The sequence below is a fragment of the Paenibacillus sp. PL91 genome (genome assembly GCF_012935325.2).
In the GTDB taxonomy this organism is placed as follows: domain Bacteria; phylum Bacillota; class Bacilli; order Paenibacillales; family Paenibacillaceae; genus Pristimantibacillus.
Genome location: NZ_JABBYG020000001.1, coordinates 573,466 through 588,759 on the forward strand (window position 1 = coordinate 573,466; position 15,294 = coordinate 588,759).

The following is a 15,294-nucleotide window of genomic DNA, read 5'->3' on the forward strand; positions in this document are numbered from 1 at the left end:
TTGACTTACTTGTAGTATGGCTAAATATCATCATTCGAAAAACATTGATTTTAAATGTGCCTTTACGTTAACATAAGGAAGTATAGCTATCGACAGAAAGGAAATGTTTCGATGTCGGAAAAAACATTGTCAGATATTCAGCGAGAAGTTGATGATTACATTTCTCAATTTAAAGAAGGCTACTTTAGCCCGCTTGCCCTGATGGCTAGAATGTCAGAGGAAGTAGGAGAGCTTGCCCGCGAAGTGAATCACTTCTATGGGGAGAAGCCCAAAAAAGCCGACGAGGCGGATAATTCCGTCGAAATGGAGCTCGGCGATATTTTGTTCATTCTCTCTTGCTTTGCGAATTCGCTCAATATTGATTTAACGGAAGCACATAATAAAGTCATGCATAAGTTTGCGACTCGCGATGCGAATCGTTGGACGAAGAAAATAACCGAACTGTAAACAAGCTCCCAACATATGCTGTACCATCAACCTGTGTACAAGGAGGATGGGCAGATGGATGGAGAGAGCTGCATCAAGAAGGCTTATGAATTCATCTTTAATAGCGATTTCGAGCAAGCGATATACTGGTTCGAGCAAGCGATAGAAGCTGAACCGGACAATGCATTTTATTATCATACTTGCGCCGTATCATGCGCGCGCAGCGGCAAATGGGCAAAAGCCAAGCAGCACGCGGAGACTGCTTTAAAGCTGGATCCCGAGCACGCCGAATACAAATATCATTTGCAGACAGTTGAAGCGAGAATACTTCTTGCTGAAGCGGATCTTCTGCTAGCGAAGGTACCGCCTAAGCTTGTCGAAGCGGCAGAGCTTTTGGATCGTGCAAGCACGCTTGACCCATTGAGCTTTGACGCGTTTTATACGCTTGGTGTGATATATGCTGCCCTTAATCAATATGATAAGGCGGCAAGCAACGCAAAAGAAGCGATGCGGCTTGATCCAAGCCACTCGGCAGCTAGAAGGCTGTTTGCCGACGTAAACCGCAAGCGGCGCATGCTGCATTTGCGCATAAATGTACCAAAAAGAAAAAGGAACAGGTGATAAGCATGACGACACAAAAAATTCGAGTGGCAGTTGCTGGCGCAAGCGGGAGAATGGGGCGCGAGGTTGTCAAAATGGTGCTGGAGGACGATACGCTTCAATTGGTGGCGGCCGTCGCTCCTTCAGCTGGTCCTGTTGATGCTGGACTGTTTGCCGGTAAGGCCAATACAGGAGTTACCGTAAGCGCTACGCTTGAAGAAGCGCTCAGCAGTGCGAAAGCCGATGTGCTGGTTGATTTCACAGTGCCTCAGGTGGCATATAGCAATACAAAAACGTCAATTGGATTTGGTGTTCGTCCGATTATTGGGACAACCGGATTTACGCCTGAACAAATCGAAGAGCTGGACGAGCTTTGCCAAGAAAAAGGGATCGGCGGCTTAATCGCGCCAAATTTTTCTATCGGGGCAATATTAATGATGAAATTCGCGGCTGAGGCTTCAAAATATTTGCCGCATGTCGAAATCATCGAGTATCACGGCGATCAGAAGCTGGATGCGCCTTCAGGCACTTCCATCAAAACAGCCGAGCTGATTTCGCAGGTACGCAAAGAGCTGCGTCAAGGCAATCCACAAGAGGAGGAAGTAATAGAAGGCGCGCGCGGCGGCTACTATAACGGATTCCGTATACATAGCGTAAGGCTTCCGGGCGTTTTTGCGCAGCAGGAGGTTGTATTTGGCGGCAACGGACAAACGCTTAAAATCCGCCATGATTCCTATGATCGCGCTGGATATATGCCAGGCGTTAATGTAGCTGTGAAGAAGGTTATGACGTACAGCGGTTTAATTTACGGGTTCGAACATATTATGGATTAGCTTGATCAGGCAGCAGGAGAGGGGTACGGCATGTTAAACATCGCATTTATCGCACATGATCGCAAAAAAGAGGAAATCGTAAATTTTGTTATCGCATATGAGAAGGTGTTCGTACCGCATAAGCTGTATTCAACCGGTACAACAGGCACGCGTATAATGGAACAAACAAGCTTGTCTATTCATCGCTTCATGTCAGGCCCGCTCGGCGGCGATCAGCAGATCGGTGCGCTAGTGGCGCAGAATGAGATGGATTTAATTATATTTTTGCGCGATCCGCTCATGGCTCAGCCTCATGAGCCGGACATTATCGCTTTGCTTCGACTATGCGACGTGCAGGGCATTCCGGTTGCGACGAACGTTGCGACAGCGGAATTGCTGGTTAAGGCGCTTGAGCGCGGCGACTTTGGTTGGCGCGAGCTTGTTCACAAATATAAACCGGGTATTGCAGAATGACAGAAGCGCTTGATATTCTCGTTTTTGGCGCTCATGCGGACGATGCTGAGATTGGAATGGGCGGGACGATCGCAAAGCATGTACAAGCCGGCTTCAAGGTTGGCATTTGTGACTTGACGGAGGCTGAAATGTCCTCCAACGGTACGGTGGAGCTGCGCAAGCAAGAAGCAGCTGCAGCCTCCAGTATTCTTGGGCTTAACATGCGTTCAAATCTTGGACTGCCTGATCGAGGCTTAGAGCCTTCCAAAAGTCAAATTGAGCTAATTGTATCTGAAATTCGTACATTTAAACCGCGCGTTGTATTTGCGCCATATTGGGTAGACCGTCATCCTGATCATGTGGCTGCCAGCCAATTGATTGAGGAGGCGGTCTTTAATGCCAAGCTTCGCCGATATATGCCGGAGCTGCCTGCGGTGCAAGTATCGCAGCTTATTTATTATTATATAAATGATGTGGATCAAGTATCTTTGATCGTTGATATTAGTGATTTCCATGAAACAAAGCGTAACGCGCTTATGGCTTATCGTTCGCAATTCGATGCAGCGGCAGCCGGATCAGATCGTGTAGCGACGCCGCTCACGAATCGTTATGTGGAGCGTGTGGAAGCGCGTGATTCACTGCTAGGACAAGCAAGAGGCTGGGCGTATGCCGAGGGCTTTGCATTAAAACGCCCTCACGCCGTACAATTTTTTTGACAATTCGTACAGCTCTTGTGTAATACAATAGTTATACGTGATGAACACAGGAGGCGCGACAACCGTGGCGAAAAAATTAAAGATTGGCATAACCTGTTATCCCACCTTGGGCGGTTCGGGAGTCGTGGCTACCGAATTAGGTAAGCTTCTGGCGGAACGCGGCCATGAAATTCATTTTATAACGCACAGTATTCCTTTTCGTTTAGGTCACTTTAATAAAAATATTTTTTTTCATGAAGTTGAAGTCAATGATTATTATGTGTTCCGTTATCCGCCTTATGATTTAGCCTTGGCTAGCAAAATGGCGCAGGTCGCAAAAATGCAGCAGCTTGATCTGCTTCATGTACATTATGCAGTACCCCATGCGGTTTGTGCCTATTTGGCGAAGCAAATGAACGGGGATGGGCTTAAGACGGTGACGACGCTGCATGGTACCGATATAACCGTGCTGGCGCAGGATGAATCGTTAAAAAATCTGATTCGTCTTGCCATCCATCAAAGCGATGCGGTTACGGCCGTTTCGAAGGATCTCATCAATGAAACGAGGCAGCTGCTCGATATTACGACGCCTATCGATTTAACTTACAATTTTGTCGATAAGCGCGTGTACTATCCGCGTGACGCGGCTTCGCTGCGTGCGAATTACGCAGAGCCGAACGAGAAAATTTTGATGCATATTTCTAACTTCCGCCCAGTGAAGCGTGTTGGCGATGTTGTTGATATTTTTTCTCGCGTCTCGGAGAAAGTTCCGTCAAAGCTGCTGCTCGTAGGCGAAGGCCCGGAGCTATCCAAAATTCAGCACCGGATCAGGCAGCTTGGGCTTGAAGATCGCGTTCATTTCCTTGGGAAGCAGGAGGATGTTGCTCAGGTCATTTCGATGGCGGATGTACTGCTTCTTCCTTCAGAGAAGGAAAGCTTCGGCTTAGTTGCGCTTGAAGCGATGGCCTGCGGCGTTCCGACAATCGGATCGAATGCAGGGGGCATCCCTGAGCTCATTACGCACGGAGAGACCGGTTTCTTGTCGCCGATCGGCGATGTGGAGGATATGGCCAAAAATGTTGAACGGCTGCTTACGGATGAGAAGCTTCACGAGCAGTTTAAACAAGCCTGCATGTTCCGAGCAAGAAATGAGTTTTGCAACGATGTCATTACTACCCAATATGAGCAAATTTATTATCGTGTGCTTGGCATCGAGGCAGACTTGCCGATTGCTGTGTGCAGCGATTAATTCATAAGCTGCTGCAAAGGAAGGTGAGTGTTATGCGGCTCTCGTTTCCAGAACCGATTATATCCGCATTGCCCATCGTCCGGCGGCTTCGAGAGCATCATTTCGAAGCCGTCTTTGTAGGCGGCGCAGTTCGGGACACCGTATTAGGCTTGCCCATTAAAGACGTCGATATTGCTACTTCAGCCCGTCCGGAGCAGGTGCTCGAACTCTTTGAGCGCTGTATACCGACGGGCTTGCAGCATGGTACGATTACGGTTATCCAAGCCGACATTACGTATGAAGTCACGACGTTTAGGCAGGAGTCCGCTTATGAGTCGCACCGAAAGCCAGAGAGCGTGCTTTATATTACGGAGCTGGATGGGGATCTATTAAGGCGGGATTTTACGATGAACGCTATGGCGCTAGCCGAGGATGGGGTGCTTTACGATCCGTATGGCGGAATTTATGATTTGCAAAATAAAACGCTTCGCTCGGTAGGCGATCCGGATGCACGTTTTCAAGAGGACGCTCTGCGCATGCTTAGAGCAGTTCGTTTCATCGGCGTATATGGGCTAACGCCTGCTATTCGAACATGGAGAGCCATTTTACGGCATCGTCATTTGTTGAAGTTTATTGCAATGGAGCGCGTGCAGGTTGAGCTAGATAAAATGCTCGCGGGAGCCGCTCCGCAAAGAGCGCTTCATTATGCAGCTGCAAGCGGACTGCTTTTTCACATAAAGGAAACTTTGCTTGCCGAAACCGCTTTCGCATTGAAGGAAGCTGACCGTACAGCAGAAGCGAAGAGGTTATTTAACAGGCTGCACGAGCTCCAGTCAGTCGATTTGCGCTGGGCTGCGCTAGCCATTGGCCTGCATCTGTCAATAGATGCCACAAGGCAAGCGCTGCAAGTGCTTCGATTCTCGAACACGCGCAGCAAAGTGATTACAACGATCATAGAGATTCACAAGGCTATGCTTGGCATCTCCGAGCAAGTAAATGATCGCGAGCTCCGTGCAGGTTGGCTGGAAGTAATAATTCGTTTCGGGAAGCATCATGCGAGCGACTGGCTTGAGATCATGCGCAAGCTCGAAACAGTACCGCAGACCTTCTCTGAAGGCCTTCTGAACGACTTGATGAGCTGGCTTGAAGATATTCCTGTCTCAACGCTCAAACAGCTTAAAATAAGCGGTAGAGATTTAACGAATCAATTGCAAAGGGAAGCTGGACCTTGGGTCAGCGAATATTTGGGTCGATTGCTGCTGATGGCAGCTCTTGAGCAGCTCGATAATAATAAGGCTGCCCTTCTTGCGCAAGCAGCGCTGTGGAATAAGGAGAGGGACTGAGTAGTCAGTCCCTCTGCACTTCAATAGGAGGTGGAATAACATGAATTATGAGCCCTTGCTTCGATTGTTTAAGGACAGGCTAGGTGAATACATATCAGGAGAAAGCATGAGCCAGGAGCTCGGCGTGAGCAGGACCGCGATTTGGAAGCAGATTCGCAAGCTAGAAGCGGCGGGGTATCATTTTGAAGCGTCCAGACGTCTTGGGTATCGGCTCGTTAGCGTTCCAGATAACCTTGCAATAGATCAGTTGACAAGCCGCTTGGATACAAGCGCTTTTGGCAAAACGATTCATTATCTTGAAACTGTTGAGTCTACGCAAAATCTTGCGCGTGCAGCGGCTGAAGAGGGAGCTGCAGAGGGAACGCTGTTCCTTGCTGAGCAGCAATTGAACGGACGCGGCCGGATGGGACGCAATTGGGTATCGCCGCGCGGCAAAGGGGTTTGGATGAGCATGGTGCTGCGTCCATCCGTGCCGATTCATTTTGCGCCGCAGCTTACATTAATGACGGCTGTTGCGCTTTGCAGAAGCCTTAAGCGGATTACGAGCCTGCCTATTGGCATTAAATGGCCAAACGATTTGCTCATTGAAGGAAAGAAGATTAGCGGAATTTTGCTTGAATCAGCGGCTGAGGACGAGCGGCTTCGATACGTAATCGCTGGCATCGGCATTAGCGTGAATTTAGAGGAACAGGATTATCCTGAGGAACTGCTGGAGAAAGCGACGTCGCTTCGCATTAGCGCGGGGCGTAAGTGGCTTCGCGAGGATGTGATAGCCGATTTTCTGAAGGAATGGGAGCAGCTTTATTTTCTATATCAGGAGCAGGGCTTCGGTCCAATCATCACGCTTTGGGAAGCGTTGTCGGTATCGCTTGGCAAGCCCGCACGGCTTATAACCCCGCAAGGAGATATGATGGGCATTCCTATTGGTCTTGATGAAAGCGGCGCAATTCGAATCCAATTGTCGGATGGTACGGTGAAACCAGTTTTCTCGGCAGAAATGGGCGAACCTCTATAGTGGATTCCAAGCCGTTTACGGATTGCAGAAAGTTTGGTAAACTAGATGAATCAGGCGGTATTCATTGGAAGCTGCACTGATGACGAACAAAAAATAAGTAAATGGTTGGGAATGCACACTCTGCTCTGAGCCGTAGGGACCGAGACAGAAGGAAGCACAACAAGCAAACGTTTCCTTTTCAGTTTGGGGACCTTTTTAGCAGCGGCTAAAAGGTTTTTTTGTGTTTATCCTATCATTGAACGGGGGATGAAGCTGATGAGGAAACGACTGACAATTACGAATTTGAAGAAGATGAAGCAGGACCGCAATGCGATTTCCGTTTTGACAGCTTATGATTATCCTTCAGCCAAGCTTGCTGAAGAAGCAGGGATCGATGTTATTTTGGTTGGCGATTCGCTCGGGAATGTCGTGCTTGGCTATGATACGACTATACCTGTAACGATCGACGATATCGTTTATCATACAAGAGCGGTTGCTAGGGGAGCCCAGCAAACGTTCATCGTAGCCGATATGCCTTTTATGACCTATGGCATCGGCCGCGAATCTACGCTGCGCAATGCAGCAAAGATTATGCAAGAAGGCGGCTCGCAAGCGGTAAAGCTTGAAGGCGGAGAAGAGATCGCTTCTGATGTAGCAGCGCTTGTGAAAGCGGGAATTCCTGTTATGGGTCATATCGGCCTTACGCCTCAATCCGTCCATCAGCTGGGCGGCTATAAGGTGCAAGGCAAGCTTGATTCGGAAGCCGAGCAGCTTATCAAGGATGCAAAGGCGCTGGAGCAAGCGGGTGCTTTCAGTATTGTGATTGAGCTTGTAACCGAGTCGCTGGCAACAATGATCAGCGATGTTCTCACCATACCGGTTATCGGTATTGGCGCTGGACGCGGCTGTGATGGACAGGTGCTCGTATACCATGATATTTTGCAATATTCATCGCCTTACTTTGAAAAAAGATTCGTAAAAACGTATGCAGATATTGGAACGACGATTAGAAAGGCCATTCAATCCTATGTCGACGAAGTAAAAACGGGTGTATTCCCTGCAGAAGAGCATGTATTCACAGCGAAGCCGGCAGCAGCTATTCCTTCTTTATACGGCGGTGCTGACTCCAATGAGAAGAGCGATGCGCAACCTGAAATCAGCCAGCCAAAGAAGGAGGTGCCGCTGACATGATCATTTGCCGATCAAAAGCAGAACTGAAGCAGCAATTGATGAGCCTCCGCAAAGAAAACAAATTAGTCGGGCTTGTTCCGACGATGGGTTTTTTGCATGAGGGTCATGCCTCGCTGCTGCGTCAAGCACGATCTGAATGTGAGGTTGCCGTTCTAAGCATTTTCGTTAATCCGCTGCAATTCGGACCTCATGAGGATTTGGATCGCTATCCGCGCGATGAGAAGCGGGATCTGGCTCTTGCTGAGGAATGCGGAGTTGATATCGTATTTATGCCTTCCGTCGAGGAAATGTACCCAGACAAGCCGCTCACGACGGTCATCGTCAATCAAGTTACGGACCGGTTATGCGGCGCGTCAAGACCGGGGCATTTTGATGGAGTAGGAACGGTAGTCAGCAAGCTCTTTCATTTGGTTGCGCCTGATAGGGCATACTTTGGCATGAAGGATGCACAGCAAGTTGCGGTTATTGAACAAATGGTCCATGATCTTAACTTCCCTGTACAAATCGTGCCTTGCCCAATCGTGCGTGAGCCGGATGGTCTTGCGCTTAGCTCTCGTAACGTTTATTTAAACGCCGAGCAGCGCAGTCAGGCCGTTATTTTATCCAAAACGCTTCAGGAAGCCTCTGAATGGATGGAGGAGCCGGAGTTGACCGTGGAGCGTTTGCAAGCAAAGGTAAAGGTTCAATTGAGCAAAGCAAGCGATGCGGTAATCGATTATGTGGAGCTGCTTTATTATCCTTCCTTGCAGCCACCTGAGGCAGCTGCGCATATCGCATCCATCAAACAGCCTTTAATTTTGGCGCTTGCCGTTAAATTTGGCACAACTCGTCTTATAGATAATCAATTACTGCAGGCAGCGGAGGTGAATGAGCATGTTCAGAACGATGATGAAATCCAAGCTGCATCGGGCAACCGTTACGGAAGCGAACCTGAATTATGTAGGTAGCATTACGATTGATGAAAATTTGATGGATGCTGCCAACCTATGGGAAAATGAAAAGGTACAGATCGTTAACAACAACAACGGAGCGCGCTTCGAGACTTATGTCATCACGGGCGAACGCGGCTCTGGCGTTATTTGCTTGAATGGGGCAGCCGCAAGGCAGGTACAGCCTGGCGATCAGGTTATTATTATTTCTTATGCGATGATGACGGATGAAGAAGCTAAGCAGCACAAGCCAATCGTCACGATTCTCGATGCCAATAATCGTCCTTTGCAGATCTTGAATGAAGAGCTTCATGCGACTATCCTTTAACTTGCGAAAAGGTGACGTTAATCCCTGCTTTATGTAACGATTGGGACACCGTATGAAAAGCGACGTTAAAACAAAAAATGAACATAACACTCCTTAATTCTCTGGCGAAGGCGGGATGCGGTATGTTCCAGCATATGTTTTCATCCATGAACGACATGCTTGATCAAATTATTGAACAGTATGAGGGTGCAGGTGCAAAGGAAAAACAGCATTACGAAGAACAAATGGAAGAGCTGAAAAAAGTTAGTGATACGTTTATTGAGCAGTGGCTTGAATTTGAGGAGAAATTTGCTGTCTTCAAGGAGCAGCAATGTGATCTTGCCACAGCTCCGAAGCCACAGATTGAAGCTGCAGAGAAAAGCTTACCTGCTCCTTCAGCAGTGCCCTGTAATTTAGCCGATTTAGAAATTCCAAATGAGCTTGCGGCGATTATTTCCAAAGGTCAAGGCTATTATAAGTTATTTATGTTCTCGCAAGCAGCGGTACAATTTCAAACGGCTATTTTACAATCGCCGGAATGTAATTTGGCTAGACTGTTTTTGGGTATGACCCAGATGCATCTGCAAAATTGGAATGAAGCTCAGCGTCATTTTCAACTGCTAATTGCTTTAACGGACTTCCCCAAATGGCTGGCTATGGGCTATAATGCGCTAGGGTGCATTCAAGCCGTGCACATGAATTTGGCGCAAGCGGAGCAATTATTCATGAAGGCTTACGATGTATGTCCAAGCTTCAAAGATCCGTTAAACAATTTGAAGTCATGCCAAGAAACACCCAAGCAATTATCGTTATATTTCGGAAGCACGGAGCTGTGCTGTTTGTGAGAGGATCGGGGAATGAATGAAATTTGCAGTATTGGACTTAGAAACGACGGGACATGGCTCGGAGGATGACATTTTGCAAGTTGGGCTGGTCATCGTTTCCGATGAGCTTGAGATCATCGATACGTTTAGCTCCTTTGTTCGACCTAACATCCCAATACCGACTTTCATTACACAATTAACAGGCATTGATGAAACGGTTGTTGCGGATGCGCCTACGCTTAAAGAGGTCATCGCCAAGCTTGTTCCATTATTGGATGACACAGTGCTAGTCGCTCATAATGTCGGCTTCGATGCTGGCTTTTTGAATCAAGCGCTAGCCCGCTGCGGCTTGCGTGCCTTTGCCGGACGCAGGCTGGATACGATTGAATTACTTCGCATTTTATATCCTACAATAAATACGTATCAGCTCGGAGCCGTTTCTGAGCTCTTCGGAATACCGCATGATCAGCATCATCGTGCCGATAGCGATGCAAGGGCAACCGCGCTATTGCTCATCGAAATGATTACAAAGCTTCGCAAACTGCCGCTGCTCACTTTGCAGCGGCTATCTGCGCTTGTAGACGACGGCAGCGATTTAAGCTGGTTTATTAAGCATACGCAGCAGCAAATGGAGTACCGTACCGTTTTTGAATCGAATGAATACGACTATTTCAATCAATTTGCGATGAAGGTGCGCGAATGGAGCGATGAGCAGCCAGCTCGAGCTGGCAGCAGCGATGCCTTGCCTTTAACGGATGTTTCCTTCGACAATTATTTGGCCGACGTTAGGCAGCGCTTTGAGCAAAAGTTCGAAAATTATGAAGAGCGTGAAGCGCAGGTAGCCATGTTTAAAGAGGTGTACAGCGCACTTAATCAAAATCAGCATTTGCTTATCGAAGCTGGAACAGGTACAGGAAAGTCGCTCGGTTATCTAATTCCTGCCCTTTACTATGGCATACAGAATGGCAAGAAGGTTGTCGTCAGTACGCATACGATCAATTTGCAGGAGCAGCTAAGGCAGCGTGATTTGCCGCTTCTCGAGGACATTTTGCCATTCGAATTTAGAGCTTCTATCTTTAAGGGAAGAGGCAACTATTTATGCTTGCGCAAGTTCGAAGGAAAAGTAAACACGAAAGACCTTGTATCGCCGATTGAGGATACGGTCACTGCCGCACAGATGGTTGTCTGGCTTGGCGAAACGGAGACAGGCGATCAGGAGGAGCTTAATTTTGGCAACAAAGGCGCTGAATTTTGGTCAACGGTAGCCAGCGATACGGATTCCTGCTTGAATCGGGCTTGTCCTTGGTTCAAAAGATGCTTCTATCACCGTGCTAAGCATGAAGCGAATATTGCGGATGTTACAATCACGAATCATTCGATGCTGTTTACGGACGTTCAAGCAGATCATCGTTTGCTTCCAACCTATACTCATCTTATTATTGATGAAGCACATCATGTAGAAGAGGTTGCTGGCAAGCATCTCGGCATGCAAATCAATTATTTTTCTTTGACACAGGCTGTGCTTCGCTTGTTCAAGGACAATCGTTCAGGACTGTTGCCTGCGCTGCGTCAGAAGCTTATGTATGAGGATGACGCTCATCAAGCTTCCTGGCTGGAGACGATTGATACGGTTATTCCGATTTTTCAAGAGATCAAGGAGCATTGGGATAAGCTGTTTGAAATGCTCTACAGCTTTACGTCTACCTCTTCAGATAGTCCAACAGAGAATGGGCAGTCCGTGTGTCGTCTTAAGAAAAACGAGCTTCCAGCTAGCTGGGAAGATGGCGTAACGGTTGAAGGAAACCTGCACACCGAGCTTAACCGAGTCGTTCGTACTGTCGACAAGATGGTTACGGATATTAAAGACCGCGTAGACGATTCAAGCGTGCAAGCGATCATTACCGATCTTAATGGAGCCGTTCGTGATTTGTCGCGTCTTAAGGATGAGCTGCGGACGTTTATTAAGCTGGATCTTGCAGATTCGGTATTTTGGATCGAGGCGAGCAGCACTTACCGGCATCGGTCTGTTCAATTATATGGCGTTCCTGTAGATGTAAGCGCGCAGCTTCAAAAGTACTTCTTTGACGTAAAAGAGAGCATCGTATTGACGTCGGCAACGTTATCGGTGCAAAAATCTTTTCAATATGCAGCAGAACAGCTTGGGCTTACTGGCTATGAAGAGCAAGGGAGGCTCAAAACTGTTCAGCTTCCTTCGCCCTTCAATTATAGGGAGCAGGCGCTTGTGGTTATACCGCGTAATTTTCCGGTGCTAAGAGGCGCTGCTGTAGATGATTCTTATTTGGATATGCTTGTAAAATCGCTCGCTGACGCTGCGAAGGAAACGAACGGCAGAATGCTCGTGCTATTTACGTCCTACCGAATGCTAAAGCAGGTTTATGAGCCGCTTAAGGAACAATTAAGCACAGCGGGCATTCAAGTGCTTGGTCAGGGCATCGACAGCGGTAACCGTACGAAGCTGACAAGACGATTCCGCCAAACGCCTGAGTCTGTGCTGCTTGGCACGAGCAGCTTCTGGGAAGGTGTAGATATCCCTGGCGAAGCTTTGATTTGCCTGGCTATCGTTCGATTGCCGTTCCAGCCGCCGAATCATCCGTTAGCGGAGGCTAAGGCTGAAATGCTGCAGCGTCAAAAGCAAAACCCGTTTATGAAGCTATCTATTCCGCAAGCAGTAATACGCTTTAAGCAGGGCTTCGGGAGGCTCGTAAGAACGTCGCAGGATAAAGGAATTGTAATCATATATGATACGAGGGTCATTGACACGTACTATGGGAAACATTTCTTATATTCCTTGCCGGGTCCAAAAATCGAAACGATGCATACCGATCAAATGATTGTTCGGATGCGGGAATGGTTGTCGGAAGAGAAGCAGGAAGTGCCGCAGCTAAGTCAAGTTGCGTCTAGTGCTGAGGAGGAGAAGCGATGAAGCAAACGAAAATTTCGGAGGCCGTAGTCAGAAGGCTGCCGATTTATCTCCAAGTATTGAACGAGATGCATAATCGCGAAATTCAAACCGTTTCATCACAAGAATTAGGCGTTAAGCTTGATCTGAACCCCGCTCAAATCCGAAAGGATCTTGCTTATTTCGGTGATTTTGGACGCAAGGGTGTCGGCTATGATGTTGTCTATTTAATTGAAAAGATACGGCAGATTTTGAAGGTGGATCAAACGATTAAGGTTGCATTGGTAGGAGCCGGCAATTTGGGGCATGCCTTGTGCAATTACAATAAATACTCGAAGGACAACATGCAAATTACGGCCGTATTCGACGTGCACCCAAGCAAAATCGGAACGAGCATCAACAATTTGATCGTGCTGCCTATGAGCGAATTGGTGAAAACCGTCGCGGAGCAAAAAATTAGAATTGGCATTATAACGGTGCCGGCTTTCGAAGCGCAAAATGTCGCCAATCAATTCGTGGAGGCAGGCGTTGAAGGAATTTTGAATTTTGCGCCTGCCATCCTGCGAGTTCCGGATGAGATTCGGATACATAACGCAGATTTTACGAAGGAATTGCTCAGCTTAGCCTACTATTTAGTTAGAGAAGGAGAGTCCAAGGATGAGTCAGATTTGGATTGAAAATGGTTTATTTGTTACGATGGATGATGCAAATCCAACGTTTAAGGGACATATGGTTGTTACTGACGACCGGATTACCTACATAGGTACTGAAGCGCCCGAGCAGCTTGCAGAAGGCGTTCAAAAAATCGACGGAAGCAAGCTGGCCTTTATGCCAGGTCTTATTAATACGCATGGGCATGCGGCGATGAGCCTGCTTCGGGGCTACTCCGATGATCAAAATCTGCAAGTATGGCTTGAGCAGAAAATGTGGCCAATGGAAGGGAAATATATCGATCAGGATACGCGTGCCGGCAGCGCGCTTGCAATCGTTGAAATGTTACGTTCGGGTACGACGGCATTTGTCGATATGTACGATCGGATGGATCAGGTTGCCCAAATGGTTGAACAGAGCGGCATACGCGGCGTATTGACACGAGGCGTAATTGGACTATGCCCGCCGGACGTACAAGAGGCAAAGCTCGCTGAGGCAATCGCATTTGCTCGCGATTGGAACGGCAAAGCAGACGGCCGCATTACAACGATGATTTCTCCGCATGCGCCTTATACATGCCCGCCGGACTATATTGAACGGTTTGTCCAGGCTGCACATGATTACAATTTGCCGCTTCATACGCATATGTCCGAAACATTAGCTGAGGTTGAGCAAAATGTTAAAGATTATGGCGTCCGTCCCGTTGAGCATTTGGATCGCCTTGGCTTCTTCTCACGACCAGCGCTCGTTGCGCATGCGGTACACCTAAACGATGCCGAAATTGAAATCCTAGCTGCCAAAGGAGTAGCCGTATCGCATAATCCAGTCAGCAACCTTAAGCTGGCGAGCGGCATCGCGCGCGTCCCTGACCTGCTTCGTGCAGGCGTGACCGTATCGCTTGGAACTGACAGTGCTGCAAGCAACAATAATTTAGATTTGTTTGAGGAAATTCGTTTCTCTGCTCTGCTCCACAAAGGCGTTTCAGGCGATCCAACTGCCATTCCGGCATATGAGGCATTGAAGCTGGGTACGGTCTATGGCGCGAAGTCCATTTGGCAGCAGGATCAAATCGGCAGCTTAAAAGCTGGAATGAAGGCTGATTTCATCGCGATTAACATCGAGCAGCCGCATTTCTATCCGAAGACGGATATGATCTCGCATCTGGTTTACTCCGGATCGGGACGCGATGTTGCACATGTGTGGATCGATGGACGGCAAGTACTGAAAAACGGCGAATGCACCTTGCTCGATGAGGAGAAAATTCGTTACGAGGCGCAAGCGAGCTTCGATCGCTTGCTGCAAGCCTAATGCGTGTAATCGCTAGAAAACGGCCGCCGTTTATGACGCTGCATCGATGGATATTTTTAATCGTCGCCTGTCTTTTGCTGCTGATTACCTTTTTCTTTATTTACTTTCGCGACATACAAGGACCGCAATGGTCAGCCATAAAGGATGCCAAAGAGCAAGCAACAAAAGCGGCTGATCTAAACTCTATTAATGATGTCCATCATCATATATGGAGCAAGGAAAGCTGGGTCGTTGAAGGCGTAAATCAGGCGGAAGAAAAGGTGTTCGTCTGGTTGACTGAAGATAATCTGCCCAACATCATCAAAGCGGAGGATGCCATTTCGGAGCAGGAGATGAAAAATTCGTTTAAGAACGAGAAGCCAGACGCGAATATTAAACGAATTCAACCTGGTTTGCTGGGTGGAAAACCGGTTTGGGAAGTTTATTATGATGATGGTCAGAAGCCTCTGCATTCCTGGTACAACTTCTATAGCTTTGACAACGGGAGCTTCATCGATTCCTATAAATTGCCTGCCAAAACGGAGCCGTAAGGCTCCGTTTCCTTATATTGATGGACGAATCTCGCAGCATAACATGATATACTTTCGTATAGCGGAGTTGATATACGGAAAGA

General features: G+C 47.8%; 16 protein-coding genes. All 16 read left to right on the forward strand.

All coding sequences use genetic code 11. The annotated features are described in order from the left end of the window. Positions 1-111: 111 nt before the first annotated feature. On the forward strand, positions 112-447 hold the full coding sequence (locus HI950_RS02745; protein ID WP_169081701.1) for a nucleotide pyrophosphohydrolase: 336 nt from the start codon (positions 112-114) through the stop codon (positions 445-447). 54 nt (positions 448-501) lie between these two features. Then, positions 502-1,047: a tetratricopeptide repeat protein gene (locus tag HI950_RS02750; RefSeq protein WP_169082221.1), complete on the forward strand. Its 546-nt coding sequence runs from the start codon at positions 502-504 to the stop codon at positions 1,045-1,047. A gap of 5 nt (positions 1,048-1,052) precedes the next feature. After that, positions 1,053-1,859 carry a 4-hydroxy-tetrahydrodipicolinate reductase gene (dapB, locus tag HI950_RS02755; protein ID WP_169081700.1) on the forward strand — a complete coding sequence of 269 codons (807 nt, stop codon included), beginning with the start codon at positions 1,053-1,055 and terminating at the stop codon, positions 1,857-1,859. Between the two features lie 30 nt (positions 1,860-1,889). Further along, positions 1,890-2,312: a methylglyoxal synthase gene (mgsA, locus tag HI950_RS02760; protein WP_169081699.1), complete on the forward strand. Its 423-nt coding sequence runs from the start codon at positions 1,890-1,892 to the stop codon at positions 2,310-2,312. Then, positions 2,309-3,007: a bacillithiol biosynthesis deacetylase BshB1 gene (gene bshB1 / locus HI950_RS02765; RefSeq protein WP_169081698.1), complete on the forward strand. Its 699-nt coding sequence runs from the start codon at positions 2,309-2,311 to the stop codon at positions 3,005-3,007. The genes mgsA and bshB1 overlap by 4 nt, the downstream gene beginning before the upstream one ends. A gap of 64 nt (positions 3,008-3,071) precedes the next feature. Then, positions 3,072-4,235, forward strand: a complete 1,164-nt coding sequence (gene bshA / locus HI950_RS02770) for an N-acetyl-alpha-D-glucosaminyl L-malate synthase BshA (protein ID WP_169081697.1) — start codon at positions 3,072-3,074, stop codon at positions 4,233-4,235. Between the two features lie 32 nt (positions 4,236-4,267). Next, positions 4,268-5,557, forward strand: a complete 1,290-nt coding sequence (locus tag HI950_RS02775) for a CCA tRNA nucleotidyltransferase (RefSeq protein ID WP_169081696.1) — start codon at positions 4,268-4,270, stop codon at positions 5,555-5,557. A 40-nt stretch (positions 5,558-5,597) separates the two neighbouring features. After that, the gene (locus HI950_RS02780) at positions 5,598-6,572 is read left to right on the forward strand and encodes a biotin--[acetyl-CoA-carboxylase] ligase (protein WP_169081695.1); all 975 of its coding nucleotides are present in this window, start codon (positions 5,598-5,600) and stop codon (positions 6,570-6,572) included. 255 nt (positions 6,573-6,827) lie between these two features. Next, complete coding sequence (panB, locus tag HI950_RS02785; protein ID WP_169081694.1) at positions 6,828-7,742, forward strand: 3-methyl-2-oxobutanoate hydroxymethyltransferase; 915 nt, start codon at positions 6,828-6,830, stop codon at positions 7,740-7,742. After that, the gene (gene panC / locus HI950_RS02790) at positions 7,739-8,689 is read left to right on the forward strand and encodes a pantoate--beta-alanine ligase (protein WP_169081693.1); all 951 of its coding nucleotides are present in this window, start codon (positions 7,739-7,741) and stop codon (positions 8,687-8,689) included. The genes panB and panC overlap by 4 nt, the downstream gene beginning before the upstream one ends. Next, entirely contained in the window at positions 8,616-8,999 is a 384-nt protein-coding gene (gene panD / locus HI950_RS02795; RefSeq protein ID WP_169081692.1) for an aspartate 1-decarboxylase, read from the forward strand. Before panC ends, panD begins: the two co-directional genes overlap by 74 nt. Positions 9,000-9,121: 122 nt before the next feature. Continuing rightward, the gene (locus tag HI950_RS02800; protein WP_169081691.1) at positions 9,122-9,823 is read left to right on the forward strand and encodes a hypothetical protein; all 702 of its coding nucleotides are present in this window, start codon (positions 9,122-9,124) and stop codon (positions 9,821-9,823) included. A 16-nt stretch (positions 9,824-9,839) separates the two neighbouring features. Next, on the forward strand, positions 9,840-12,746 hold the full coding sequence (gene dinG / locus HI950_RS02805) for an ATP-dependent DNA helicase DinG (protein WP_169081690.1): 2,907 nt from the start codon (positions 9,840-9,842) through the stop codon (positions 12,744-12,746). Next, positions 12,743-13,399, forward strand: coding sequence for a redox-sensing transcriptional repressor Rex (locus HI950_RS02810; RefSeq protein WP_169081689.1), 657 nt, complete (start codon positions 12,743-12,745; stop codon positions 13,397-13,399). Before dinG ends, HI950_RS02810 begins: the two co-directional genes overlap by 4 nt. Beyond that, a complete protein-coding gene (locus tag HI950_RS02815) occupies positions 13,380-14,681 on the forward strand; it encodes an amidohydrolase (protein ID WP_169081688.1) in 1,302 nt (433 codons plus the stop codon). Before HI950_RS02810 ends, HI950_RS02815 begins: the two co-directional genes overlap by 20 nt. Continuing rightward, positions 14,681-15,211, forward strand: a complete 531-nt coding sequence (locus HI950_RS02820; RefSeq protein WP_169081687.1) for a cell wall elongation regulator TseB-like domain-containing protein — start codon at positions 14,681-14,683, stop codon at positions 15,209-15,211. The genes HI950_RS02815 and HI950_RS02820 overlap by 1 nt, the downstream gene beginning before the upstream one ends. Positions 15,212-15,294 lie beyond the last annotated feature (83 nt).

Excerpts from the sequence above, each read along its gene's own strand:
- HI950_RS02745 (WP_169081701.1), top strand. The coding sequence starts at position 112 with ATGTCGGAAAAAACATTGTCAGATATTCAGCGAGAAGTTGATGATTAC.
- HI950_RS02750 (WP_169082221.1), top strand. The coding sequence starts at position 502 with ATGGATGGAGAGAGCTGCATCAAGAAGGCTTATGAATTCATCTTTAAT.
- dapB (WP_169081700.1), top strand. The coding sequence starts at position 1,053 with ATGACGACACAAAAAATTCGAGTGGCAGTTGCTGGCGCAAGCGGGAGA.
- mgsA (WP_169081699.1), top strand. The coding sequence starts at position 1,890 with ATGTTAAACATCGCATTTATCGCACATGATCGCAAAAAAGAGGAAATC.
- bshB1 (WP_169081698.1), top strand. The coding sequence starts at position 2,309 with ATGACAGAAGCGCTTGATATTCTCGTTTTTGGCGCTCATGCGGACGAT.
- HI950_RS02775 (WP_169081696.1), top strand. The coding sequence starts at position 4,268 with ATGCGGCTCTCGTTTCCAGAACCGATTATATCCGCATTGCCCATCGTC.
- HI950_RS02780 (WP_169081695.1), top strand. The coding sequence starts at position 5,598 with ATGAATTATGAGCCCTTGCTTCGATTGTTTAAGGACAGGCTAGGTGAA.
- panB (WP_169081694.1), top strand. The coding sequence starts at position 6,828 with ATGAGGAAACGACTGACAATTACGAATTTGAAGAAGATGAAGCAGGAC.
- panC (WP_169081693.1), top strand. The coding sequence starts at position 7,739 with ATGATCATTTGCCGATCAAAAGCAGAACTGAAGCAGCAATTGATGAGC.
- panD (WP_169081692.1), top strand. The coding sequence starts at position 8,616 with ATGTTCAGAACGATGATGAAATCCAAGCTGCATCGGGCAACCGTTACG.
- HI950_RS02800 (WP_169081691.1), top strand. The coding sequence starts at position 9,122 with ATGTTCCAGCATATGTTTTCATCCATGAACGACATGCTTGATCAAATT.
- dinG (WP_169081690.1), top strand. The coding sequence starts at position 9,840 with ATGAAATTTGCAGTATTGGACTTAGAAACGACGGGACATGGCTCGGAG.
- HI950_RS02810 (WP_169081689.1), top strand. The coding sequence starts at position 12,743 with ATGAAGCAAACGAAAATTTCGGAGGCCGTAGTCAGAAGGCTGCCGATT.
- HI950_RS02815 (WP_169081688.1), top strand. The coding sequence starts at position 13,380 with ATGAGTCAGATTTGGATTGAAAATGGTTTATTTGTTACGATGGATGAT.
- HI950_RS02820 (WP_169081687.1), top strand. The coding sequence starts at position 14,681 with ATGCGTGTAATCGCTAGAAAACGGCCGCCGTTTATGACGCTGCATCGA.